The organism is Nonomuraea sp. NPDC049758, from assembly GCF_040674635.1.
Classification (GTDB): domain Bacteria; phylum Actinomycetota; class Actinomycetes; order Streptosporangiales; family Streptosporangiaceae; genus Nonomuraea.
Genome location: NZ_JBFAMZ010000009.1, coordinates 25,056 through 48,930, shown reverse-complemented (window position 1 = coordinate 48,930; position 23,875 = coordinate 25,056). Strand labels below are relative to the sequence as shown.

The 23,875-nt window shown below is 69.1% G+C and carries 19 protein-coding genes; 8 read left to right on the top strand and 11 right to left on the bottom strand.

All coding sequences use genetic code 11. The annotated features are described in order from the left end of the window. Positions 1 to 9: 9 nt before the first annotated feature. Positions 10 to 2,820 carry a hypothetical protein gene (locus tag AB0J46_RS24070; RefSeq protein ID WP_364335562.1) on the bottom strand — a complete coding sequence of 937 codons (2,811 nt, stop codon included), beginning with the start codon at positions 2,818 to 2,820 and terminating at the stop codon, positions 10 to 12. A gap of 193 nt (positions 2,821 to 3,013) precedes the next feature. Here AB0J46_RS24070 and AB0J46_RS24065 point away from each other — a divergent pair, with 193 nt between their 5' ends. Further along, positions 3,014 to 3,676: a DUF6082 family protein gene (locus AB0J46_RS24065; protein ID WP_364336161.1), complete on the top strand. Its 663-nt coding sequence runs from the start codon at positions 3,014 to 3,016 to the stop codon at positions 3,674 to 3,676. 177 nt (positions 3,677 to 3,853) lie between these two features. Here the strand turns inward: AB0J46_RS24065 and AB0J46_RS24060 are convergent, their stop codons facing one another. The 5 genes from AB0J46_RS24060 to AB0J46_RS24040 form a co-directional block, all read right to left on the bottom strand. Beyond that, a complete protein-coding gene (locus AB0J46_RS24060) occupies positions 3,854 to 4,528 on the bottom strand; it encodes a hypothetical protein (protein WP_364335560.1) in 675 nt (224 codons plus the stop codon). Positions 4,529 to 4,533: 5 nt separating this feature from the next. Continuing rightward, a complete protein-coding gene (locus AB0J46_RS24055) occupies positions 4,534 to 5,001 on the bottom strand; it encodes a hypothetical protein (RefSeq protein WP_364335558.1) in 468 nt (155 codons plus the stop codon). Beyond that, positions 4,998 to 7,760, bottom strand: a complete 2,763-nt coding sequence (locus tag AB0J46_RS24050; protein ID WP_364335556.1) for a hypothetical protein — start codon at positions 7,758 to 7,760, stop codon at positions 4,998 to 5,000. The genes AB0J46_RS24055 and AB0J46_RS24050 overlap by 4 nt, the downstream gene beginning before the upstream one ends. Before the next feature lie 59 nt (positions 7,761 to 7,819). Beyond that, positions 7,820 to 8,893, bottom strand: a complete 1,074-nt coding sequence (locus AB0J46_RS24045) for an MBL fold metallo-hydrolase (protein ID WP_364335554.1) — start codon at positions 8,891 to 8,893, stop codon at positions 7,820 to 7,822. A gap of 148 nt (positions 8,894 to 9,041) precedes the next feature. Beyond that, positions 9,042 to 10,427 (bottom strand): hypothetical protein, encoded by a 1,386-nt coding sequence (locus AB0J46_RS24040; RefSeq protein ID WP_364335552.1) that lies wholly within the window; start codon positions 10,425 to 10,427, stop codon positions 9,042 to 9,044. 192 nt (positions 10,428 to 10,619) lie between these two features. Between AB0J46_RS24040 and AB0J46_RS24035 the strand changes: the two genes are divergently transcribed. The 7 genes from AB0J46_RS24035 to AB0J46_RS24005 all read left to right on the top strand — a co-directional run bounded on the left by AB0J46_RS24035 (position 10,620) and on the right by AB0J46_RS24005 (position 15,900). Further along, a complete protein-coding gene (locus tag AB0J46_RS24035) occupies positions 10,620 to 11,117 on the top strand; it encodes an NUDIX domain-containing protein (RefSeq protein WP_364335550.1) in 498 nt (165 codons plus the stop codon). A 13-nt stretch (positions 11,118 to 11,130) separates the two neighbouring features. Then, positions 11,131 to 12,375, top strand: coding sequence for a hypothetical protein (locus AB0J46_RS24030; protein ID WP_364335548.1), 1,245 nt, complete (start codon positions 11,131 to 11,133; stop codon positions 12,373 to 12,375). 87 nt (positions 12,376 to 12,462) lie between these two features. Further along, the gene (locus AB0J46_RS24025; protein WP_364335546.1) at positions 12,463 to 14,181 is read left to right on the top strand and encodes a nucleotide sugar dehydrogenase; all 1,719 of its coding nucleotides are present in this window, start codon (positions 12,463 to 12,465) and stop codon (positions 14,179 to 14,181) included. Positions 14,182 to 14,408: 227 nt separating this feature from the next. Continuing rightward, positions 14,409 to 14,699 carry a hypothetical protein gene (locus tag AB0J46_RS24020; protein ID WP_364335544.1) on the top strand — a complete coding sequence of 97 codons (291 nt, stop codon included), beginning with the start codon at positions 14,409 to 14,411 and terminating at the stop codon, positions 14,697 to 14,699. A gap of 1 nt (position 14,700) precedes the next feature. Further along, complete coding sequence (locus AB0J46_RS24015) at positions 14,701 to 15,105, top strand: hypothetical protein (protein WP_364335542.1); 405 nt, start codon at positions 14,701 to 14,703, stop codon at positions 15,103 to 15,105. Next, entirely contained in the window at positions 15,102 to 15,335 is a 234-nt protein-coding gene (locus AB0J46_RS24010) for a hypothetical protein (protein WP_352350559.1), read from the top strand. Before AB0J46_RS24015 ends, AB0J46_RS24010 begins: the two co-directional genes overlap by 4 nt. A gap of 238 nt (positions 15,336 to 15,573) precedes the next feature. Further along, positions 15,574 to 15,900, top strand: a complete 327-nt coding sequence (locus AB0J46_RS24005; protein ID WP_364335540.1) for a hypothetical protein — start codon at positions 15,574 to 15,576, stop codon at positions 15,898 to 15,900. 72 nt (positions 15,901 to 15,972) lie between these two features. Here the strand turns inward: AB0J46_RS24005 and AB0J46_RS24000 are convergent, their stop codons facing one another. The 5 genes from AB0J46_RS24000 to AB0J46_RS23980 all read right to left on the bottom strand — a co-directional run bounded on the left by AB0J46_RS24000 (position 15,973) and on the right by AB0J46_RS23980 (position 23,872). Beyond that, positions 15,973 to 16,554 carry a hypothetical protein gene (locus AB0J46_RS24000; RefSeq protein WP_364335538.1) on the bottom strand — a complete coding sequence of 194 codons (582 nt, stop codon included), beginning with the start codon at positions 16,552 to 16,554 and terminating at the stop codon, positions 15,973 to 15,975. Positions 16,555 to 16,562: 8 nt separating this feature from the next. Beyond that, complete coding sequence (locus tag AB0J46_RS23995; protein WP_364335537.1) at positions 16,563 to 17,309, bottom strand: hypothetical protein; 747 nt, start codon at positions 17,307 to 17,309, stop codon at positions 16,563 to 16,565. A gap of 123 nt (positions 17,310 to 17,432) precedes the next feature. Continuing rightward, on the bottom strand, positions 17,433 to 19,715 hold the full coding sequence (locus AB0J46_RS23990) for a hypothetical protein (RefSeq protein WP_364335535.1): 2,283 nt from the start codon (positions 19,713 to 19,715) through the stop codon (positions 17,433 to 17,435). Positions 19,716 to 19,773: 58 nt separating this feature from the next. Continuing rightward, positions 19,774 to 23,220, bottom strand: a complete 3,447-nt coding sequence (locus tag AB0J46_RS23985; protein WP_364335533.1) for a hypothetical protein — start codon at positions 23,218 to 23,220, stop codon at positions 19,774 to 19,776. A gap of 187 nt (positions 23,221 to 23,407) precedes the next feature. Beyond that, the gene (locus AB0J46_RS23980) at positions 23,408 to 23,872 is read right to left on the bottom strand and encodes a hypothetical protein (protein WP_364335531.1); all 465 of its coding nucleotides are present in this window, start codon (positions 23,870 to 23,872) and stop codon (positions 23,408 to 23,410) included. Positions 23,873 to 23,875 lie beyond the last annotated feature (3 nt).

The window sequence follows — 23,875 nt, the reverse complement described above, 5'->3', positions numbered from 1 at the left end:
GTGTCGTGATCAATGCCGGTGGACCCAGAAGTAGAAGGCGAACGACGTGCTGTTCGCGAGGTTCACCTGGAAACCACTGGTGTCGGACGCCGTGAGCGCCCACGCTTTCGGCACGTAGTTGTTGGTGAACGCCGACGGACCGCCCGAGCCGCCATCCCGCAGCGCGACGACCGGCCCCATGTTGGTGGCCATCGAGGTCGGCGAGCTGGGCGGCCCGTAACGGTAGATGGCCCAGTTCGGCGACGCAGCCCCGCCGACCGAGACGGACCCGGCGGCGAACGCGTCGTATGGGGAGGTCTCGTTGGCGTCCCACACCCGGCCCCTGATGTAGAACCGGCCCGTGCTGTTGAGGTAGATGAACGTGTCGAACGACGAACTGCCGGTGGAGTACCCGAACATCGCGTAGCCCTCGGCCACGTCCAGGCCGCCGCCCTGGCGGTTGGAGAACGAGGCGTCCCTGATGCCGAGCCGGACCAGGCCCGCGGCCACCTGCAGCTCGGCCCGCGCGGTCCCGGACTGGTTGGTGCCGCTGGTGATGAACGTCGTTGTCTCGCCTGGGTACCAGCCATCCTCGGCGTAGATCCGGGTGTAGTTGTTGTTGCTCGCCGGGTAGAAGCGCAGGTCCAACGTGCTGGAGTCGAGCACGAAGCGCCGGCCGGTGGCCGAACTTCGCATGACAGACCCGGTGATCATCTTGCCGGTGATCGCGTCGGCGGCGATCGTGCTGGCGGTGACAGACCCTGCCGCCAGCTTGTCAGCCGTGATCGCCGCGGCGGCCAGGTGCCCCGTCTGGATCGCCCCAGCCACGATCTTGTCGGCCGTCACAGCGTTGGCCTGGATGTGCCCGGCCTGGATCGCCAGCGCCTGAATCAGCCCGCCCGTGATCGATCCGGCGACGATCTTCGCGTCGGCCGGGATCGACCCCGAGATGATGTGCTCGGCACCGTCGATCACCTCGCCGATCAGGTCGGTGTCCACCAGCGGGTGCGTGGCCGCGACTGCCCTCGCCGACTCTCCGGACACGTTGCCCGACCGGTCGAGCGCGACGAGCCAGAACTCCCTGTCGGCGTTGTAGGGGAGACCGGGCACGACCGCGGTCCCCGCCCGCTCCAGCCACTCCACCGCCTGGCCCTCGTCCTCGGAGTCGAGCGGGTCACGCACCATGACCAGGACGCGGTGGAAGTCGGCGGGCATGCCCGTCCCTGAGCTGGTCAACCCGTCCCACGTGACCTGGACGATTCCCAGCCGGGAGTCCACGACCGGCGTCGACGGGATCGGCGGCGGCGTCTCGTCGTCCGGAATGGTGATGACCGCCGAGGTAGCGAGCTGCCCCTTGACGCCCTGGTTTGTGGCGCGCAGACCGAACCGCCACTGGCTCTTCGGGGTCAGCGGGCTGTAGGAGATCGAGGTGCCGTCGGTGTGGCCGAGCACTCGTTCTGCGCCGGTCCCCGGCGGGGTCTGCCCGATCAGCTCGTACCCGTCCACGGCCAGCGAGACGCCGTTCACGTCCGTCGAGACGGGCAGCCACGACACCGTGATCAGCCCGTGCGCGTAGCCCTCCGCGTCGAGGTATGCCTGCGGATTCACCACCAGCCCGGTCGGGGCGGCCGGGACGCGGTCCTTGCTCTCCGGCGCCGGCTCGCCGCCGTTCCCGCCCTCCGACACCCCGCCGGACAGGATGCCGTTCGCGCGCCGCGCGAGGCGGATGTCCCTCTCCAAGAACCGATCGTTGAGCACGAGGTTCCCGCTGATCAGCCCGTCGCCGTCCACCGACAGGGTGATCTGCCGGATGCGCAGCGCCTGCATGACCGCCTGGTCGCCTGGGGCACGAATCGTGTCACCCGGCCGGTAGTCGCGTAGCGGCAGGAATCGGGCCGCGTACGGCGTGATCTGCCGGGTGAGCTGTACCCGCTCCCCCGACGCCCGGTCGAGGGCGTACTGCGCGAGCAGACGTGCGGTGCCCTCGTCCTTCACCCCGCCCTGCGACTGGACCACCTCCCACCGCCCCCACGGCGCGGCAGCACCGGGATTGGTCACCTCGACCGACAGGCCGTCCTCGCCGGTGATGAGGATCGCCGACGCCGCGTCCTCGAACGTGGCATCGTCGGGGGCTTGGTCGATGTCCCGCCCGAGGCGCAGCTCGACCGGCGCGGGCCCGGAGCCGAGCTGGCGGCCGAGCACGGTGTCGGGGTTGAACACCTGCAACGTGCGGCCCTGCATCTGCCAGTCACAGACGCCCTGCTCGCCAAGGTTGATCAACACGGCCAGCAGGTCCGTGCCCGGGTCGAGGCCGAGCGTCAGCGTAGCCGCCCACTCCTGACCATTGGAGTCCTGGGCGGCGTCGAAGTCGTAGGACAGGCCGGGAAGCGTCCCACGTCCCTGCGCCTCGTCGATCATCTGCGAGACGATGTCGCCGACGCTCGCGGCCGGGAACTGCCTCTTCCCATCGATCATCCCGATCGCCGGGTACAAGGTCAGCTTGCGCAGCATCCACGAGTAGCCCGGCATGTCGTAGGAGCGGCTGAGCGCCTGATCCGCGCCGTCCCCGGACCGTTTGATCCGAAGGAACCGGCCGTTCGCCGGCTCCGTCCACGCCCCGCCCGCCGACCACTCCACCGCCACCTCACACGGCGAAGCGAGCCACTGCGAACCGGCCGCATGCCCGGAGTACGTCACCTTCAGACTCGGCGGGTCGTTGAGCGGCATGCCCATCTCGAACCCGAGATGCCGCCCGAGCACTCCGAGTCGTGGCCCGTTCGGCTGGTAGGCGACCAAGCGCAGCCCGAACCGCATCGGCTCGCCCGGCGTGATGACTTGCACAGATTCTCCAACCGCACATTGATGTGGCTGACCTTGCAGAAATGCGACCGATGAGGCAGAACAGCAATGAGGACGATTGACCTCGGCCGCCTGATGCGTCTACAGGCATCTGCAGCGACTCAAGGAGGCGCATGTGACACGCCGGGCACGTCGAGTGGTACTGGCAATATTGCTGCTGGCCGCGCTCGCTCTAATGGCCGGGAGCCTTATTCTCTCACCTGCAGCCCTAAGGCTCATGACTAATATGATTCCACCTGACGAGTGGGCTGTTTTGAGCGAGATAGGGCAGGCGTATGGCCCGGCTTCCGCCCTACTGGCAGCCCTTTCTCTTCTAGGGGTCGCCTATTCGCTGATCGTGCAGGCACGGACCGCTGGCATCATGGCTCAAGATTCAATGAGGACAATGCACCTCGACCTAATCCTCCGCTCAATTGATCGCCCTGCTCTGAGTCAGGCACACGGAGGGCAGTGGTCTGGTCCAGAGGACGATTTTGATACGCAAATCAAGGTAATGGCTAACGCCTGGACGAGCTATTGGTTCGGCATGCACGCTTCTGGCGTTATGGATGACAATCTATTGCGGACAGTGGCAAGGAACTATTTCAGGGGGGAAGCTGGTAGAGCGCACTGGCGAGCCAATGCGTACGGATATCGCGCCGACACGCAGGGGCGACGCAAGCGAACCTTCTGTCGAATCATGGACGAAGAATTAACAAGGGCCGAGCCTGTGAAACCCAACCCGCTTGTATCCCCTCCGCCCGCCGTGCACAAAGAGCCCATCTTGATCAGGCTACTCGCAGGGATTTGCCTGGTCCTGGCAGCCGCCATCTACAGGAAGTGGCGCTTCCGAAGATGAGGCAGAAACCGAGCGGGAAAGGCGGTCTACATTCGGAGCTTCATCCGATCTGCGCCGCTACCTGATCTGGGCCGTGAACTTACCCGTCTGATCCGCTGCTTCGACGCATGGTTGTACAAAGGTGCGTTCGAAACCGGAGCAATCTCTTCACACCGTTTCTATGTTGGTGCGGGTTAGTTAGTTCCAGTCGTCAGCGGTGACCATGATCACGCGATCCAGCAGGTCGCCATACCCAGTGGCACCGGCCACCAGTTCAACGGGGGGCAACGTCGCTCGCTGCCCTACCCGGCTGCGCATGCCGAACAGCGAGTTCTTGAGGAACTGGTCACCGCCCGGGAGACCGGGCAGCTCAACCGGCCTCGTGGACAGCAGCTTCGGCGGCGTCGTGTACGCGGCGACGAGGACCGCCACCCACACGAACCGATCCGTCGCCGGAGCGGGCACGGGATTCGGCACCCCCGGCTCGGACTCCAGCCGCCAGCGGCGATTGCCTTGCTCCGAGAACGCGTCCGTGCGCGGCACCGACGAGTACACCGACATGGTGCCCAGCTCCTCCGCGTAGACGGCGACTCTCGACTCACCACTGACGAGGCCGGACGCCGGCGCGCACGTCGTCACCCACACACCATTGATCGACAGGCCGGCAGGCTGCACGAGCCGCGCCATGTACACCGCGCTGACCTCGGCCGGAGGCTGGACGGAACTCGTGCATGCGTCAGGGTGAGCAGACGACATCCAGCCGCCCCAGCCAAGCGGGGCCCCCGGAGGAGGAGGCACCATCACCGGCGTGCCCGCGGGCGGCGGCTCCTGCGGCTCCTGCGTGCATGAGCAGTTCACGGTGATCGAGCACATGATCTTTACTCCTTATCTGCCCGCTCAGACGCGAGCAAGTACCTGTCGATGTCCAACCTCATGGCCGCGATCCGCACTGGATCGGTCCGGACGCCGTCGCGCAGCACCTGCAACGGATCGGCCTGACCACGCCGGACCGCTGACCTCGATGTGGCCACCTCCCCGAAGCGCTCCTTGCAGGCGGCAACCTGGCCGAGCACACGCGCCCGCGCGGAGGTCGCATCGCCCTCCAGCACAGGAAGAGCGTCCTCCTGGCCATCGGCGTGCATCGCGTGCAGCAGCGGCGTGTACAGCAGCACCTCGATCGCCTCGTCCACCGTCTCCAGGCCGTGCTCAGCCATCCGAATCTCGAACGCCTCCTTCGGCCACGACGCGGCGAACGCCTCGCCGCCGTCGTCCAGCGGCTCATAGAAGATGAGCCAGCTCTCCGGCCCCTCGACCACATCCGAGATCCGCCACCGCTGCACCATCACGTCACCCCATGCTGTCTCCAGGCCCACACATGCAGGGCCACCGTGAACGTGGGCGGACTGCCCAGGCTCGATTCGCTCGACCGCAGCGTGAACCCGCCAGTCCCCGGGTTACGCATGTGAAATGACAACCTGTCCGGGACCGGGTTGTCGGCCGAGAACACGAGCCGCGGCGTCGACGCCAGCGTGACGGCGAACCCGACGAAGTACGTGGCCGCGGCCCCGCCCGACTCCGGCAGCGACCGCGCGAACATGAGCATCCCGGCGCCCGTCTCGAACGACCACGTGCCCCGGAACGTGGTATAGCCCGTCGTGGATGTGCCACCCCGAGAGAACAGAAACCGGTTCAGGCGGCCTTGGATGTCGTTGTGGCCGACCTCGAGTTGTGTCGGCTGCGCGAACATGTAGCCGCCCCCGGCGAGCCCGTCGCTGGCCTGGACCATGTGCATGCGCCACTCGTCGCCGCGCTGGATGACGTAGGAGCGGCGGGTGGTGTCGGGCGACAGGCCGGACACGTGGATGATCGCGCCGTCGCTGTCGGCGTACGTGCGGGCGTAGTTCGTTCCGCTGCCCGGGTAGTAGCGGATCTCAGGGTCGGCCGCCCCGGCCGGGTTGATGATGATGCGTCGGCCGGTCACGCCGGTCGCGAGCTGGCCCACGATGCTGACCGCGCCGGACGCGGAGGAGATGAACACCGTCTGCACGCTGGAGGCGTTGTAAGCCTCCAGGCCCGAGCTGTTGAGCTCGACGCGCGCCCCTCCCGGATCCCCGGCGACGATCCGGGAGGCCAGCGCGAGCACAGCCTCCAGCTTCGCGGCGGTGATCGCCCCGGCCGCGATGTGCCCAGCGAGGATCTGACCGGCGGCGATCTTCGCCGCGGTGATCGCGTTGGCCAGGATCGCGCCGGTGGTGATCGAGTCGTTCGCGGCGTCGCCCTGGACGAGCTGCACCGCGGCGATCGTCGCGGTGGCCGAGCGCGCCGAGGTGTTGCCGGAGCGGTCGATCGCGGTGAAGGAGAACTCCCTGTCGAGCCCGTACGGCAGGCCGGGCACCATCAGCGACCCGGCCGCGTCCATATACCCGATCTCCTCCCAGCCGGGGGCCAGCGGGTCCTGTATCCACACGAGCACCCGGTGGAAGTCGGCGGGCATCGGGGCTGCCCCGACGCCGAGCCCGTCCCATGCAACGTGCACGACGCCGAGCCGGGACGCGAGCGTGGGAGCGGTCGGCACGGGCGGCGCGGTCGTGTCGTCCGGGATCGTCACCGCCACCGAGCTGGAGAATAGGCCCTTCTTACCCAGGTTCACCGCGCGGACCTTGAACTGGTACTGCTGCCCGACCACCAACGGCGAGAACGTCGCGTTGGTGTCGGCGGCCTCCGTCGCGGCCACCAGATACCAGGGCGCTCCGACCTCGTTGATTCGCATGAACAGCTCATAGCCGCCCACGGTCAGCGCCACGGCGTTCACGTCCTGGGTGACCGCGCCCCACGTGGCGGTCACCTGCCCTCTGGGCAGGCCGTGCTCGTCGATGTACGCGAGCGGATCGACAATCAGCCCGGCCGGAGCCGCAGGTGTGCGCGGCGTCGGCGACTCCGGCGCCGGCCGCGCACCCGACCCGCCCTCGGCCGTCGAGCCACCGACGATGCCGGCCGTGCGGCGGGCCAACCGCAAGTCCCTCTCCAACAGGCGATCGTTGAGCACCAGGTTTCCGCCCAGCACGCCCTTCTGATCGCGGATGATCGTCATCTGCCTGACGCGCAGCGACTCCATCGCCCCGCCCTCGCCCGGCGCGAGAATGCGGTCCCCGGGACGGTAGTCCCGCCACGGCAGCCAGCGCGCGGTGTGCGGGGTAATCTGCCGCGTCCGCTGGACGCGCTCGTGCCCAACCCGCAGCAGCAGCGCCTCGGCCAGGAGGAACGCCGTCCCCGGATCAGACACGCCGCCCTGGCCGATCGCCGCCTCCCACCGGCCCCAGGGAGCTTCGGCGGCCCCGTTCGTGAACGACATGCGGAACCCGTCATCGCCGACCACGAGTGCCGATGTGGCCGCGTCCTCGTAGGTGCCGATGTCGGGAGCGGCCACGATGTCACGCCCGAACCGCAGGTCAACCGGCGCGGCACCGCTGGCCAGGTCCCGCCCCAGCACGGTGTCGGCGTTGTACGCCTGCAACGTGCGCCCGTTCATCCGGAAGTCGAGCGTGCCCTGCTCGGCCAGGTTGATCAGCGTCGTCAGCGCGTCGATCCCCGGCTGGTAGTAGATGGTCAACACCTTCGCCCACGGCTGGCCCGCGCTGTCGTGCGTCGGCGTGAAATCCCAGGAGACGCCCGGCACCGCGCCGCGCGCCTGCCCCTCCTGCAGGAACGTGGCCAAGATCGCGCCCGGCGTCGAACTCAGGAAAGGTCGCTTCCCGTCGACCAGCGGAGCTGAGCCGGGAAAGAGCACCACCTTGCGCAGCATCCACGCATAACCGGGGAGCTCGAACCGGCCCATCCCGGCCCGATCCGTGCTGTCACCACGACGCTTGATTCGCAGGAACCGGCAATCCGGTCCCTCTGTCCAGGTCTGCCCATCGATACTCCACTCGACCGCGACCTCGACCGGCCCAGCCAGCAGATCCGTGTTGACCGCGTTCGCGCTGGTGGACAACATGAGCGCGGGCACATCGTCGAGCGGGCACGCGACCTCCAGGTTCGATGCATGCGGAAGCACCCCCAGACGGGCCCCATTGGGAGCATGAACGACTAACCGCAGCTCCAGCATGATCGCGCTCCTCCCCCCGGTCAGGAAGTCCCACGGCCACGCTCAGCCCGCGTATCCGATCAGGATGGGCCGGAACACGAGTTGTCGAGGACGATCTCGCTGTGCAGAAGTTGGCGCCGGTCGAACGTCAGTTGCAGGCCGTTCCGGCCGCCCACGACCGTGGTCTCGTGACCGTGGGCATGAAGCTGCCGTTGCAGCCACACCGCTTGAGCGATGCGGTACCGCGCTGAGGCGTACGCGGCGTCGTAGTGCTGAACAACCACGCACGCTGGGCGCAGCACGGCGGCGATGGCGGGAACGGCATCCGTGTGGAGGTGCCAGTCGCAGGCCGCGGCCCGTTCCGGAACGGCGTGGCGGTCGGTGCCACTGGCGTGGGCGATCACGAGGGCCGTCTGCGGCAGCAGCGCCGCCACGGCGTCGAGCAGCCCGTCGAACAGGCCAGTGTCCCCGGTGTACCAGACGCCGCCGCCCGGGGTATCGAGAGCGAACCCGATCGCGGTGCGGGTTTCATCGCCGTGCTCGTGGTGGACCGTCGGGGTCGCATGGACGACGAGGTCGGCGAGTTTCACCGCCTGCTCGCCTTCCGCCAGGCCAGCGAGGTGGGTGAGCGTGCAGGTGTCGACGCGGCGCATGTGGAAGGGCGTGAACGCGGCGAACCGCTGGATCACCGTCGAGTTCGCGGCCAGGAGCACGCGGCCTGGCCGCTGTCGGGCGCTCATCGCGCCTTCCAGACAGGGGATGACGTCGGTGTAGTGGTCGGGGTGGAAGTGGGAGACCAGCACCGCGTCCACGTCGGCGAAGTCGAACCGGCCCTGCCGGGCGAGCTGGAGCAGCAGGCCGAGCGCGGCAGGCCCCGGATCGACGATCACGCACGATTTGCCTGTCCTGATCAGCACGCCACCGGCGCCCCCCGCGAGCATGCCGTAACGGTGCCCGAGCGCCCCGAGCAACGTCACCTCTGTCGCGCCAGCAACGACCGGAGGAGGCGCCTGGCCGAGGCGGGGCGGATGGGCGTGCATACGTCGATGCGCGTCGTCGGCCTCGTCGAGGATGCCGGCCAGCTCTTGCGTGCTGGAGGAGCGCAGCCAGGCGTGGAGTTGGCCGAGGTCATCGGACGGCCCGTCATGGTGCACCGGCGTTCCCCCGAGGTCTGCTCGTCACGTCGGCACGAGTATCCCCCGGCTGTGCCCCGGCCCGGCGAGCGGCGATCCGCAGGGTGGGCTGAGCTTTACGAACCTCTATCGATGAGGCTCGTGAACGAGAAAGTCCTGCGCTAGACGCTCACCCTCCGGACAGCTCCGCCACGCTCTGCCGAAATCGCCCCACTACCGCGGCACCGGGAAAGTTGCGCTCAAGCATCGAGTGGAGACTGAAACAGCGCGTCACTATCGCCGCAGCGTGACGCGGCGTCGCGAGCGCGTCCAAGCCGTGAATCACCGCCTGCTCAGGATCGCCGAGCTGAGCAGATGCGGTCCCGAGGTCGAGCGCGGTGATGGCCCTCCTGGTCGGCGACATGCTCGGATCCTGCTCGTACACGTCCATCGCCTGCAACGCGAAGTCGCGGGCCTGCCCAGCATCCCCCAACCAGAGGCAGGACGTCGCGGCCACCGACCACACTCGCGCCGCATCGGCACTGAACAGACCCGTCGCATGCGCCGCGTGCCGCTCCGCATGGCCACGCAGCACCGTCAACATCTCCGACGCCGGACCCGCGTGCCCCAGGCGGGCGTGCGCCCGCGCTACCTGCCCCGTCAAACGCGTCTGCGCCGCAGTCCCGGCCGGCGCCACCGCGACGCCATGCTGCGCGGCACGGAGTGCCTCGTCCGGCTGGTCGTTGTACAGCCACGTCGTCGCCTCGACATCCCACGCCCACGCGACCGCCTCCGGATGATCAGCCTCGTCCGCGTGGTGACGAGCATCTGCGGCAAACGCCAGAGATGCCCGCACCTGACCGCGATCGCCCGCCGCCCACGCCAGCACCAGGGACAGCCAAGCCGCGGCGACGTACAGCTCGCGCCGCTGCTTCAGCGTCGTGCGGTGCTGGAGCAGCGTGGAGACATGACGGCGATCCCCGAGAGCGGCTTCCCACAGCTCGTCGGCGCTGTAACGGGCGTAGTGAAGGCCGTAGTCGGTGATGACGCGTTGCAGGTGTGCGAGGCTGCTCGGCCCGAGGTCGGTTTCCTCGCTGCGGCGGGTCAGCTCACGCGCCTCCTGTTCAGCGGTGGCCAGCAGTCCCGGAGCGATCAGCGCTGCAGCGCCCAACCGCGCAGCACCGCGCAGAGCGTCACGTCGGTTCGTACGATCACCCCCTGAAGGTGGCGTGTAGTCGGTGGCAAAACCGAGCTGGACCGGGCCGGTCTCGTACAGCCGGGCAAGCCGGTCCTGATAGTCGGCATCGGCATGGCCACCGCTCTCCCATCGCCGCAGAGCCCGAACCTCCACTCCACGTGCGGGTAGCCCCTCCGATGCGGCCACCTCGATCAACCGATCAACGGCATCTTGCGGACTCCACCCACGCGCAAGGCGGTGGCTCTTCAGCCGGCTGTGGCCGCAGCAGAGGTGAATCTCCTGGGCGATGTCGTTGTAGACCTGCACAGGCACCTTGTCGCCGAAATCGACAGCCGCGCGGACGCGGATCTCGCCTGGGTGCGTTTCGTGAGGTCTCAACAAGATCTCCTTGCGAGCACGGACGACAGCTTCTGTGTCACCCTCCCGCCGCCAAGCTCGTCCGGCAAGGGCTGACCGCGCCCTCTTCCTGGACCGTAAGCGCCCCTGATAGGGGCGTCAATTGCCACTGGCGGCACCTTCGCATCACGGCGGACAGTCAGTGCCTGGACCTTATGGGAGGGAGACAGGGACATGGCAGACGCCGCCGACTACTTCCAGAACCCGCCGCCACGGCGCACCGCCGCGCTGGCGCTGCTGGAGCACGACGGCCAGTACGTCATCATCAGCCGCTCGTACTGGACAGAGGTGTCCCGCTGGGGGCTGCCCGGAGGGTCCGCCGCCCCCAACGAACACCCGCGCAGGGCCATGAGCCGGCTCCTGGCCGAGAAGCTCGGGCTGCGCCTCACCCCTCAGGCGCTGATCGCCGTGGACTACTCCCCGCCGGTGCCCGGCCACTGCACCGAGGGCCTGAACTTCGTCTACCACGTGCCCCTCCCCACCCGCGCGGAGATCAGCGTGGTGGACAACAGCGGCTACACCGAGGCCCGCTGGGTCACCGCCGAGGAGGCGGAGGACCTGGCGGTCGATCACGAGCTTTGGCGCATCAACGAATGCCTGGCAGCCCTGCGCGGCGGCTTCACCGCCGACCTGCTGAAGGGGCTGCCGTTCCCCTCTCCCCACTCCCGATAGGAAGGTGATCGTCGTGTTTCTGCCCTACTCCGTCATCGAGCAGCTAACCCCGGAGCAGGTGGCGATCTGGGAAGCCCACTTCGCCGGCGACCGCCACGAGCGGGCCCGGTCGATCGAAGAGGGCATCTGGCGGCGGACCCAGGACCCCGCCAACGCCGAACTGTCCGGCTGGGACCCCGACAGCGACGGCCGCCGCCGCGTCGTCCACTACCGGTACAAGTACGACCTGGACTACACCTTCCCGATCCCGCGCCTCGTGCTCACGGACCTGTACCTGTTCCACTCCTTCACCGCCCCCAAGGCCGAGATCGATGTCTACCGCAAGAACCTCGACTCGTGGCTGCGGGCCGGCGGCTGGAGGGAGAAGCCGGACGGCTGGAGCAAGGGCGACCTCCGCGTCACCCTGACCGACTACGACGAGCACCCTCAGGACGAGCGTGCCGGACGCGAGACTCCCCACGGCTTCCGCTCGGTGGACGTCACCTTCGTCTCCGACGGGTACGAGGTGGCTCGCGCCGTCCGCAACCTGCCCTGGGACGTGCTCGCGGGCGGCATGCGCGTCAAGGAGCAGCGCGGCAACCCGACCATCGCGCCCGACCTGACCGGGCTGCTGGACTACCTGCCCTTCCAGGTAGAGGTGGGCTGCGGAACCAGCATCGAGGCGGGCATCCCGCCGCTGCACTACCTGCACGAGGTGTACCGGGTGACCGCCCGCAAGGACAACACCCTCACCCAGTCGCACGCATTCACCATGAGCCCCGAGGCCGACACCCTCGTGCAGGAGATGCTGCTCGACGCCACGGGCAAGGCCGCCGACCTGGTCCGCATGTTCAAGGCGTGCTTCCTGGCCCAGCCCACCGCCGCCCACCAGGCCCTGAGGGCCCTTCGCGACGCCGGTCACCTGGTCGGCCCGGTCATCACCCACAACTTCGACACCCTGTCGGCGCGGGCCGGGCTGCCCGAGGTGTTCGTGCGCCGCTACGACCAGAAGATCCCGCCCGTGCCGCTCCTGGACCAGGCCAAGGCACTGCTCGTGGTCGGACTGCACGCCGACCGGCGCGCGGTCCAGGCCCGCGCCCGTGCGAAGGGCATGAAGATCTTCTACGTGGACCCGGAAGGGCTCATGGAGAACGGCTCCTTCAAGGAGTACCCGATCGAGGGCGCGCGCGCGGGCGACATCATCGTCCGCCAGGCCGCCCTCACCGCCCTGCCGCAGCTGTGCGAGCTACTCAACCTCAAGATCAGCCCGACTTCCTGAAGGTCCGCTTCCGCGGCCTTCGCTCGGGATAGCTTGCTGGGGCGCACCGACCGTGCGCCCCAACAGGACAAATCCGACGAATGGATCATGATGCGCGTATCCGTGATCGGCTGCGGCCACCTCGGCGCCCCTCATGCCGCCGCGATGGCCGAACTCGGCCACGAGGTGATCGGCGTCGAGCTCGACCCCGAGAAGTGCAAGTCGTTGGGGGCCGGCGTCGCCCCCTTCTACGAGGCCGGGTTCGCCGAACTGCTCGCAGCCCACACCGCTACGGGCCAGCTCCGCTTCACCACCGACCTGGGCGAGGCCGCCGACTTCGCCGACCTGCACTTCATCGCGGTCGGAACCCCGCTACGGCCGGACGGGGACGGTTACGACACCAGCCAGGTGATCGGCGCCGTCGAGGCCCTGCTGCCGCTGCTGCCTCCCCGGCCTGCCACGATCGTCGGCAAGAGCACGGTCACGGTCGGCACCGTCGCCCAGCTCCAGCACATCATCGACGAATTCGGACCAGCCGCACGCGTCGACCTGGTGTGGAACCCGGAATTCCTGCGCGAGGGACACGCCATAGAGGACACGCTGCGCCCCGACCGGATCGTGGCCGGCCTGTCCAGCCCGGAAGCCCGCGCGGCGATCGAGGAGGTGTACGCGCCCATCCTGGCCAGCGGCGTCGCCGAGCTGATCGTCACCGATCCGGCCACGGCCGAGGTGCTCAAGAGCGCCGCTAACGCGTTCCTGTCCACCAAGATCTCCTTCATCAACGCCATGGCCGAGGTGTGCGAGATCACCGGAGCAGACGTCAACACGGTCGCGTACGGGATCGGTATCGACAAGCGGATCGGGCACGGCGGTATGCGACCCGGCATCGGGTACGGCGGCGGCTGCCTGCCCAAGGACGTACGCGCGTTCACCCACCGCGTCGGCGAGCTCGGCGCGCACGACGCGTACGGGCTCCTGACCGCCGTCGAGCACGTCAACGAAGGCCGGGGCCACGCTGCGGCCGAACTGGTGGAGAAGGCCAATGGCGGCCCGCTCGACGGCAGCAGGATCGCCTTCTTGGGCACCTCCTTCAAGGCCGGCACATCCGACGTGCGCGACTCGCCCGCGCTCCGGCTCGCCAGGCGGCTGGTCGAACGCGGCGCGACCCCGGCCATCTACGACCCCGAAGCCCTCGACGCCGCCCGCATCTACCACCCCGAATTCACCTACGCCGACACTGTCGCCGACGCCCTGCAGGGGGCTGACTTGGTGGTGATCGGCACCGAATGGCCACAGTTCACCCACGACCCCGACCTGCCCGACGAGGCCGCCGCAGTCGTGCGTCGCCGGGTGCTTGTGGACGTCCGCAACGCGGTCGACGCAGGCCCGTGGATCCTCGCCGGATGGCAGGTATGGCAGCTCGGCCGCCCAGCTCAGCACCCGCCCTACCCGACCAGCCAGACCCCCTGGAGGTTGCCCATGAACATGGAGACGATGTGGACCCAGATCCGCGCCCTGCGTGAGCGTGACGAGCGGCGCAGCCACGCTCCTGACCCCGCAAAGGAACTCCTCCTCGTGACCAAGGTGTCGGAGGAGGCGAACGAAGCGGCCGAGCTGTACAGGCGCTGGCGCGGCTGGGGCACGGACGGCCCGCAGACCGCCACCCTGGCCGAGGTGCAGGACGAGCTGTGCGCCGCCATCCTGGCGGGCATGGTCACCCTGGACCGGATCTCTCCGGACAAGAGCGCCGGCAGTCATTGGGAGCGCTACCTCGCCTACGGCTTCCAGCGGGCTGCACGGGAGAACGCGGCAGCCGCGGCGGAATGACGCTTCGTCTCTACGGGCTGCGTCTGCTCAGCACGCATGCTGAGCGGACGCAGCCATGGGCTCGGTCGCCGCGCCCGGCCTCGATCACCAGCATCGACCGCCATCTGCGACAGCGGGGCGGGCCTGGCTTCCTGTGGCGGCCACGCTAGTAATCGCGCAACCGAATCGCCTCTTGAGATAGGCGGACCCTGCGCGAAAACGCACCATCCTCCCCCGGAGCACACCTCATGCTGTCCGCAAAAGAGCCATTCACCACGGTCTATGCCTGGCGTGTCCGCAGCGACGCCGATCGCGAAATCTCAGGTGTGACGGGCTACCAGGGAAAGGCACTCGGAGCCATGCTCGCCGCGTTCGGCGAACTGCCCGGCGCCTCCCTCCAAGCAGACCTGCGCATTGCTGGCGTCGATCCCCGTGAAGTGGCGGTGCAGTACCTCCGCACCCGGACCATCGTCCGCGCCCAACGGACGCCCACCCGCCAGCCGACGGCCCGCCCGCCGCTGCCCAGGCTGGGAGAATGACATGGACCAGCTTCTCCCCACCACCAGGGGCCAAGCCCTGCAGTACACCCTCAACGCTCAGGTCCAGTCCTGGCGCAAGCTCGTGCTGTCCCGCCTGGCCGCACGAGACGCCAACGGCCGGCTCGCCGAGCTCGCGTGGATGTCGGCCATCACCTACACGGCCTACGACAGCCAGATGGCCAGCGCCAGCCGCCTCCTCCTGCAGGGCATACCCGTCCCCCAGGTGCTCGGCGCGCTCGGCGCGCGCGACGTCCCCTCTCTGCTCGTCCTCTGGAGGCCGTGGGCCGCCCACCAGAGCGAACTGTTCCGGCTCGGGCGCGGGGTGCTGTCGCCACAAGACGCAAACCACGTCACCGCCCTGCTGGCGACGCACAACATCAGGCCGCAGTCAGGAGAGATCGCATGAACAGCAGCAGAGCCTTCCGACACTGGGGCTACCTGGACAACGCCAGAGCGGCTGTCGACCCGGTGCTGTTCGCGCCGATCAGACCCGGCGAGGAGAACGGCCTCGAATACCTGCCCATTCAGGGGGCGGAGGGAGTTATCGCGCTCCGCCGCCCGCAGAGCCCCGACGAGGTCGTGATCGTCGCCCTGCTGGAGCTGGCGACGCTGATGAGCATCATGCCTCAGCCGTAGCTCACCGACGTCCGGCATCCCTTCCGCAAACCGATGCCGGATGGGCCCGCCGATTCGCGGCGGCGGGCTCCCCTCCTCCGCACCACACCGCTGTGGAGGGAGTGGCCAGGACAAGAGAAAGCCGCCTCCTGATCCTGGCCACTCACGGACCGCCCCACACGCTCCGCCACCATCAGCACGAGCGTGGCGATGCGTGCGGGCAGCAAGGATCCAACCACCTCAGAGAAAGAGAATCAGCATGTCACAGCGACGCACACCCCTGGCAGAGCGCGTCAACGACCACATCGAGTTCTCCGACCCGAACGTCGATGACGGGCCCACGGTGATCGCGACGCTCGACGAGTGGGGCGCGTTCCTGCTCGCCCTCCAGGAAGACGAACAGCTGACCGAGGGTGCCGTGCGGACGAGGACCGACGACGCGGGCGTGGTGAGCATCTGGCACGTCCACGGCAAGGACGCCCCGGTCACCCTCGCGGCCCCGGACTGGACCGAGTTCGTCACCCTGGTGAAGCAGGGAGAGTACGACATCGAGCGGCTGCCTCACCAGGCGGCCCAGTCGGCCTGACCGTCACCACAGCAGGAAGGGTCGCAGCGTACTCGGGGACGCTGCGGCCCTTCCGCCCGTTCTACGGCTGGTTCAGCGCAGCGCGATCAGCGGGGTCATCCCGAAGGCTTGCCACTGGCCCAGTTCCAGCACCGCGGGCGGCTCGTCGTGCTGCATGCTGATCCAGCAGGCGTCGGCGGTGAACGGGGCAACAGCCGACTCAGGCTTGTACGCCGCCACGCCGCCGTTCTCCATGAGCCCCAAGGACAGCACGACGTGCACCCATCGTCCCTCCGAAGCGGCGGGGACCACCTCGTACAGTGGCGATGCGGCCCACCCGGCCCCGACACCAGCAGCCGTCGCCGCCGTACCGGCCACCGGAACGGCCGGCTGGCCGTGGCCCGATTCGTAGATGGCGGCCCGCCAGGTGCCGGTCGTGGTCTGGGTGTTGCGGAAAGCGGTCCAAACGGTCTCGATCGTCTGGCCAGCAGGCACGTACATCATGACCGCGTACGAACCCGGCGTGTCACCGGGAGGGCTGATCAGGCGGTCCTTGGCCAGCCAGGTGGGCACCGTCTGCGCGAATCCCCACTGGAAGAGTGCGCTCTCCAGGTGGTAGTGCGGCTCGGGCGGGCCGGACAGAGAGGGTGCGGCGGCGATAGCGGTGTCGTGCATGGATCTCCTCACAGGAACGAACGACGGGCCCGTATCTCAAGCCCGGATGCCGATGTGGTGGACGTGGCTGTCGCAGTCACGAGAACCGCGCGGGAGTGCGGGTCACCCACGGCGATCGCGGGCGTCAGGTGCAGCCAGCGGAACGCGCTCCCCGGCCCCGTGGCGATGATGCTGCCGGTCACGTCCGTCCCGGACGTGAAATCCCAGGTATCGGAGGTGACGAGCCGGGCCCGCATCTGCCCGCAGTCGATGAGCAGCCGCTGCCCGGCCAGCAGGCCGGAGGAACGGCCCACTGAGCCGCCGCTCGCGACGTCGGTCATCGACGGGTTGACGGCCGGACCGGTGACGCGCAGGACCGCGTCCACGATCGGGCCAGTGCTGCCCGCGAGCGGGGTCACCAGCTGGCTGGCCGCGTTCGCCGCCCCGGCCCAGGTGACTTCGGCCGGGTCACGCCAGTACACGCCGGGGATCTTGCAGACAGCGGTGAGCCGGGCCCGGGCCGCTGAGGTGTTGATCTCCGGCTCAGACACCGCTTCCACGGTGATGCCCGCGACGCGCACGATGCTGCCCGCCGTGTAGGTGAGCTGCATCAGCCGGTGCCGCACCCCCAGCATGGCCGAGACCGCTTCAAGATTGTGCTCTAGCTGCTCGAACCCGCCATCGGCCCCGGCCGGGGTGCGGCCGGTCACGCCGAGCACGAGCGGCAGCGTCGTGGTCTCCAGGTCCAGCCCATACACCGGCAGCTCGCCGGCCACCCCCGGGACCGTGACGCTGACCGACCTCGCGCCGGGGATGGGACGACGTTTCGTCCCTACCTTGGCCCGCCAGCACCCGGCCGGATGATCGAGCGGTACTCCGTCGAGGTGATACATCGGCATCTACAGCACCCCCAACATTCCCGCGTAGGCCAGGCCCCGGTTGACGGTCTCGCTGGTCGGCTCAGCAACCGGGTTGATCGCCGTCACCTGGATGTTCACCGGACCGCCCGGCCGGTCGTGCGTCCCGGTCACGGCCCGGCCGGTCGAGCCGATGTCCACGCTCAGCTCCGGCCGGAACGACCGCTCCAGGTCACCGGCGATCCTGCTCGCGGTGGCCAGAACCGTACGAGCCGAGTTCTGCATGCCCTGCGCCATGCCGAGCATCGTGAAGTGGCCGATCTCCGCGAACAGCGTGGAGGGCGAGTTGATGCCCATCGCCTGCCGCACCCAGTCCGGCAGGATGTTGCGGAAGAACCCCCAGATCACGTCCCGAAACCACCCGGCCGCCGACTGGATGCCGTTCCACAGCCCTTGCAGGAGCTGCCAGCCGAGGTTGTCGATCACGACCAGGAACTCCAAGATCGCGCGGCCGGCAGTGGCGATCGCGCCTTCCAGGTCGCCGCGCAGCAGCGCCGCCGCTGACTGCACCAGCGTGATCAGCGGCGGCAGCAGCGTCGTGACGAGCTGCAGCAGCGGCGGCAGCAACGGCAGGATCACCGGCAGCAGCTCCGCGACGGCGCCGACCAACGTGATCACCGCGGGCGTCACCTGCACCAGCGCCTGCAGGAGGACCTGACCGAGCTGCCCGCCGACCTCGGCGAGCAACGCGATCACCGGGCCCAGGATCGGCACCAGCCCGGTCACCAGCTGCGCGGTCAGCGCCGCGAGCTGCGGCAGCAGCGGAGCCACCGCGGGGATCACACTGGCTGCTAGCACAACCGCTAGCGCACCCAGGAGCGGCAGCATCGGAGCCAGTTCCCGGGCCGCGAGCGCGAACGCCGCGACCAGCAGGTTCAGCGACGGCAGGCTCGCCTGCACGGCGGCCGCGAGGACCTGAGCGACGAGCGCCGCGAGCTGGCCGACCACCGGGAGCAGCGGAGCGACCGCGACCATGATCGACGAGAACGCCGTGGCGAGCGGCACCAGAGCGGGCGCGACGGCCTGAACCGCCCGCCCGAGCGCGGCGAAGATCACCGACACCCCGGGGAACAGCGCGGCCAGCGCGGGGACGACCGCCTGAATCGCGGCGGTCAGGACGGGCCCGATCTGCACGGCGAGCGCGGCCACGAGCGGCGCGAGCAGGCCAACCCCTTCGGCGACCGCGACGAGCGCGGGCGCGAGTGCTGAGCCCATCTGCCCGAGGGCGACGAAGATCGCCGTCAGGGTCTGCTGTCCGGCCAGCGAATTGACCCACACCGCGATCCGGTCCAGGACCGTACCGAGGACGCCGAGCGCGTCGCTCCCGGTCGCCCGCATGGCCGCGAAGACGCCGGACACGATGTCCCACACGTCGGACGCGATCCCGCCGAGCTGGCGCAGGACCTGAACGGCGCCCTCCATCCAGGCCAGAGCCCGCCCCGAGTCGGCCGCCCGTGCCAGGAAGTCGCCGAACCGGACCGCAAGCTGGGCCAGCTCGGGCGCGAGCCCGGCCGCGAACTGGGCGCCGACCTGCGTGATGCGGGCCAGCCCGGTCAGTACGGGATCGATCGCGACGGCCAGCTCATCGACCGCGCGCCGCAGGGCCGCGAACACCGTGGTGATCGCGGACACGGCGACACTCGACCGGGCGAACTCGGCGACCCGCACAGCAGCGCTGGCGATCGCGCTAGCTACGGACGACATGCCGATCGCGAGCGGGCCGACGAGCACGTCCGCGAGCGCTGTGAGCTGGCCCGCGAGCGGCGCGAACAGCGCGTCCTGGACGAAGTTCCGCACCGCGAGCAAGACGGGCCGCAGTTCTCGCAGCTCCCGGGCCGCTGCCTGCGCGGCCGGGGACAGGCCGGAGATGGCCTCCTCGAACTTCTTCTGGTCCGCTCCCAGAGCGGCCTCGAAGGCGTCGCCCACCCCGGACAAGGCCACGGTCAGGGTGAGGAGCCCGGCCGCGCCGAGCGCTGCCGCGCCCGGAAGCGCCGCGACCAGGCCGACAGCGGGAGCGAGCGCCGCCCCGAGCGAGATCACGCTGTTGGTGACCGCGCCGGCGGCGGCGGACAGGATCGCCATCCGGGCCGCCGCGGCGACGACCTCGACGCCCATCCGGGCCACGGACGTGGTGATCCCGGCCACGGAGGTCCGGAACCGGCGTGACGCCTGCTCGGCGTCGCCGACCGCGCGTCGTAACCGGGCGGCGAACGACTGGTCGCGCAGGTCGATCGTGACGAACAGCTCGCCCACGTTGATCGCCATGTCTCCACCTCCTGTGGGGTCCGGAGGGGAGGTGGAGCCAAGGCGACGATTGCGCCGGTCAGGCCAGGCCGAGCACCGCGGCGTACTGGAGGCCCTTGTTGACCGACTTGCTGGTGGGTTCGGCCTGCGGGTAGTTGTTCGTGACGTGCACGGTGGTGCGGTTGCCAGAGCTTCCCGGCACCATCCCCGGCGTGAGCGTCGCCACTGGACGCGGGGTGAACGCCTTGGAGAGCTGGCTGGCGATCCCGGACGCCCGCGCGAGCACCTTCGGCGCGGCCTGGGCGATGCCCTGGTCGAGCCCAGCCACCGCCATGCCGCCGACGTCGGCGAGGACCTGGCTCGGCGACTTCATCTTCAGCGACTTCTTGATCTGCGCGACGAGGGCGTTGGCGATGTCACGCATCGCGGCCTCGATCGCCTTCTTCTGCGAGACGATGCCGGTCAAGAAGCCCTTGCCCGCGTTCTTCCCGGCGTCGAACATCGCATCGGCGGCGGCGCGCCCGGCCTGCTTGGCGGCCTTCTCGATCATCCCGTACGTCGAGTTGATGCTCTTGAAGGTCGCCGAGTCGGCCTGGAGGATCGCCTGCCCGAGCTCGGTCCCGGCGTCGGGCCCGGCCTCGATGATCTGCTGCAGAAGCCCCTTCGACAGGCCGCGCTTGGCCAGCTTCTTGATCGTGTTCGCCCACGTCTTGACCTGCGCGAGCCGGCCCTTCAGCCCTTCTTGGATCTTCTGCGCGCTGACCGGGTTCTGGTCCGAGAACCCCATGTTCGACAGGCTCGCGAACTGGCGGCCCTGGTCGGCGATCTGCTTGGCGTACGCCATCGCGTCGGCCAGGACCTTGACGATCGTCTCGCGCTCCTTGGCGAGCTTGGCCAGCTCGCCGTTCCCGGAGCGGATCGACTCGACCAGGTGGTCCTTCACGCCGGAGGTGATCTTGCCGGATTTGAAGGCGTTCACCACGGCGTCGACCATGCGGCCCGCGGTGTCCTTGATCTTGGACTCTTCGCCTTGGAGGCCGAGCAGCCAGCCCTTGGCGGTGTCGGAGCCGATCGCCATCATGACCTTCGACGGCGAGGCGATGCCGAGCAGCTTCTTGATCCAGGAGATGAAGCCGGAGAAGAGGTTGCCGACGCTGGAGGTGAAGGAGTTCCAGGCGTTGACGAACCCCTCTTTGATGCCGTTGACCAGGTCTTTTCCGAGATCCCACAGCTTTTTGAAGGCGCCGGTGATGGTCTCGCCGAACTGTTTGACGCCGTTCTTGATCGTGTCCCAGGCGCCCTGGAAATCGCCCGTCAGGACCTTGGCCAGGGCGGTGACGATGCTGATCACCAGCGGCAGCACGGACGTTCCCAGCTCGATCAGCGGCGGCAAGAACGGCGTCACCGCGCCGACGATCTTGGTGAAGATCGACGCTAGCCCGAGCAGGATCGGCGACAGCGCCGTGATGAGCTGCACCAGCGGCGGCAGCAGACTCGTGGCGAGCTGCATGATCGGCGGCAAGATCGGCAGGATGGCCGAGATGAGCTGGCCGAAGATCTGCGCGAGCTGCGTGAAGATCGGCGACAGCGCCGTGATGGCCTGCTGGATGGTCTGCCCGAACAGCACGGCCATCTGCGAGATCGGCGGCAGCAGAGGAGTGATCGCCCCGACCAGGATCGTGATCGCCTGAACCAGCACGCCGCCCAGCGCGGCCGCGATCTGGCCGACGACCGGGATCAGCGGCGCGATCGCCGGGACAAGCCCGGTGATCAGCTGCGTCGCGAGCTGAGCGATTGGCGGCACGACCGGCAGCAGGGCCATGACGAGCTGCCCGAACGCCTGCGCGATCTGGCCGATCACCGGCCGGAGCTGCGTCAGCATCGGAGCCAGCGCCGAGGTCAGGGTCTGGCCGACCTGGAGCAGCACGGGGACCAGCGACGCGGCTAAGACGGCCACGAGCTGAAGCACGGGCGGCAGCAGCGGGATCAGCGCGGCGGCGAGCTGCGCGAACGACGCGACCAGCACACCGATCGACGGCCCGAGCTGGACCAGAACCGGCCCGAGCTGCCCGGCCAGCGTTTGCGCGATCAAGGTCAGGCCCGACATGAGCGGACCCGCCAGCGATACCGCTAGCGTCACCAGAGCGCCGAGCAGAGGAGCGACCGCCTGGAGCAGCCCACCGAGTCCGGTGATCAGGGTGGCCAGCAGGCCGGAGTTCTGGCCCAGCGCGGCCGAGATCGGCGCCAGGAAGCCGGCGAGCTGCGACCCGAACTGGCCGAGCTGTCCGGCGACCGCCGCCAGCATCGGGGTCACCGCCGCGACCACGCCCTGGATGGCGGGCAGCATCGGCCCGAGGAACTGCCCCAGCCCGGCGGTGAACTGGGTGATCAGCGGCGCGATCTGCTGGAACATCTGCTGGAGCGCGGGCGCGATCTGCGTGGAAGACATGCTCTTGAGCGACCCGGCCGCCTGCGTCAGCGGACCTTGCAGGACCGATGCGGCCTGCGCCAGGTCGGCCTGCACCGACTTCTTCATGTCCGCGAACGCGGCCTTGACCTTCGCGCTCTCCATCGCGGCTTTGATGCCGATGACCGCGATCCCGGCTGTGATCCCCGCGAAGACGCCGGCCAGCACGCCGCCCGCCGCGACCCCTGCCGCGCCCATTCCGACCAGCGCGAGCCCGGTCTTGCTGGCCAGTCCGAGCATCATCGGCGTGGCCGACAGGGACGCGGTGCCGAACTGCAGCAGGCCGGTGCTCATCGTGGCCAGCGCCCCGCGCACGGTCAGCGACGACAGCCGGACCAGGCCCGAGATGACCGTCCACGCGGTGTGCGCCCGGCGCAGGTTCGTCACCGCGCCGGAGATCCGGTCGTACGCCTGGGAGATGCGGTCGCGGGCCTCCTGCGCGGACGCCCACATGCCGCGCACCCCGGCCGCGATCCCGGCGGCGGCGGCCTGCACGCGGGGCCGCAGCGCGTCGACGGCCTTGCCGACCGCCATGGACGCTAGCTGGAACGCTAGCGCGACCGGGGAGAAGCCGAGCATGGCCGCGCGCAGCCCGGACATCTCGCCGTTCATCACCTTGCGGGCGATGATCACGGCGGCAGCCAGCAGCGCCAGGACCGCGATGACCTTCAAGAATGAGCGGCTGGACTCGGACTCGAACAGCCGCGAGGTGAACCCCATGACGCCCATCGCCTGGCCGAACACCCCGGCCACCGCGGACACCTTGGAGATCGCCCCGGACAGACCCCCCAGACTGCCGAGCACCCCGGAGACGACCTCGCCCAGCCGGGTGCCGGACAGGGCGGCGTTGATCGCCATCTCAGCCAGCGCGAGCCCGGCCTCCTTGGCGGCCGAAGCGACCGCGTCGCCCATCCTGGCCCCGGCCGCCGTCATGGCGTCCATGACCGCGCCGAACAACGGGCTCGCCGCGCGGGCCTTCGCGACCGCCGACGACAGCGTGCTCGACACCCGCTCCCTCAGATCGAGGGTGATGAACAGTTCGCCCACGTTCAGGCCCACAGCCGAACCTCCTCACCTGGTCACTGCTTGTCAGGGGTGAGGGCGCGGGCAATCCGCGTGTCAGCGTCGAGCAGACCGAGAACGCGGGTCCGCAGCCACCGCCAGGACCGGCCTTCCAGCGACGCGGGCGTCTCCAGGTCGATGCCGTAGACGGAGTGCAGGTCGCACTCGATCAGCGCCCACCGGCTCAGGAGGTCTTCCCAGCCGACCGCTTGCCCGTCGCCTGGGTAGGCCGGGTCCGGCTCGTACCACTCGTAGAGCCCCGTGATGGCGTCGAAGTCGCCGCCTCCGCCTTCGGGGCTTCGGATTCCGGGCCGGCGTCCCAGAACTTCGCCGCGGCTTCCTCATCACCGGCGATCCAGAGGAACGCGGTTACGCCGGCGTGCTTGAGCCGCGGCCACGACACCTCGTCGGCTCGCATCTCGTCATAGGCCGCGCCCAGGACACGCTGGTACAGGTCAACCTCGCCCGCGTCGTCGAGCTGCGCGGCGTCCACCTCCTTGCCGTTGGCGGCCGCGATGCCTGCGGTCATGAGCCGCTGGCAGAGCAGGCCGGTGTCGGCGTCCGGGGGCGGGACTCGGTAGGTCTTGCCGCCGATCGGGAGCGGCAGCGAGTCGTCGAAGAACTCGTCAAGATCACGGAACTTGGCCATGGG

Bases quoted from the DNA above. Each gene is read 5' to 3' on its own strand.
- AB0J46_RS24065 (WP_364336161.1), top strand. From the start codon at position 3,014: ATGGCCGGGAGCCTTATTCTCTCACCTGCAGCCCTAAGGCTCATGACT.
- AB0J46_RS24060 (WP_364335560.1), bottom strand. From the start codon at position 4,528: ATGTGCTCGATCACCGTGAACTGCTCATGCACGCAGGAGCCGCAGGAG.
- AB0J46_RS24050 (WP_364335556.1), bottom strand. From the start codon at position 7,760: ATGCTGGAGCTGCGGTTAGTCGTTCATGCTCCCAATGGGGCCCGTCTG.
- AB0J46_RS24035 (WP_364335550.1), top strand. From the start codon at position 10,620: ATGGCAGACGCCGCCGACTACTTCCAGAACCCGCCGCCACGGCGCACC.
- AB0J46_RS24025 (WP_364335546.1), top strand. From the start codon at position 12,463: ATGATGCGCGTATCCGTGATCGGCTGCGGCCACCTCGGCGCCCCTCAT.
- AB0J46_RS24020 (WP_364335544.1), top strand. From the start codon at position 14,409: ATGCTGTCCGCAAAAGAGCCATTCACCACGGTCTATGCCTGGCGTGTC.
- AB0J46_RS24015 (WP_364335542.1), top strand. From the start codon at position 14,701: ATGGACCAGCTTCTCCCCACCACCAGGGGCCAAGCCCTGCAGTACACC.
- AB0J46_RS24010 (WP_352350559.1), top strand. From the start codon at position 15,102: ATGAACAGCAGCAGAGCCTTCCGACACTGGGGCTACCTGGACAACGCC.
- AB0J46_RS24005 (WP_364335540.1), top strand. From the start codon at position 15,574: ATGTCACAGCGACGCACACCCCTGGCAGAGCGCGTCAACGACCACATC.
- AB0J46_RS24000 (WP_364335538.1), bottom strand. From the start codon at position 16,554: ATGCACGACACCGCTATCGCCGCCGCACCCTCTCTGTCCGGCCCGCCC.
- AB0J46_RS23990 (WP_364335535.1), bottom strand. From the start codon at position 19,715: ATGGCGATCAACGTGGGCGAGCTGTTCGTCACGATCGACCTGCGCGAC.
- AB0J46_RS23980 (WP_364335531.1), bottom strand. From the start codon at position 23,872: ATGGCCAAGTTCCGTGATCTTGACGAGTTCTTCGACGACTCGCTGCCG.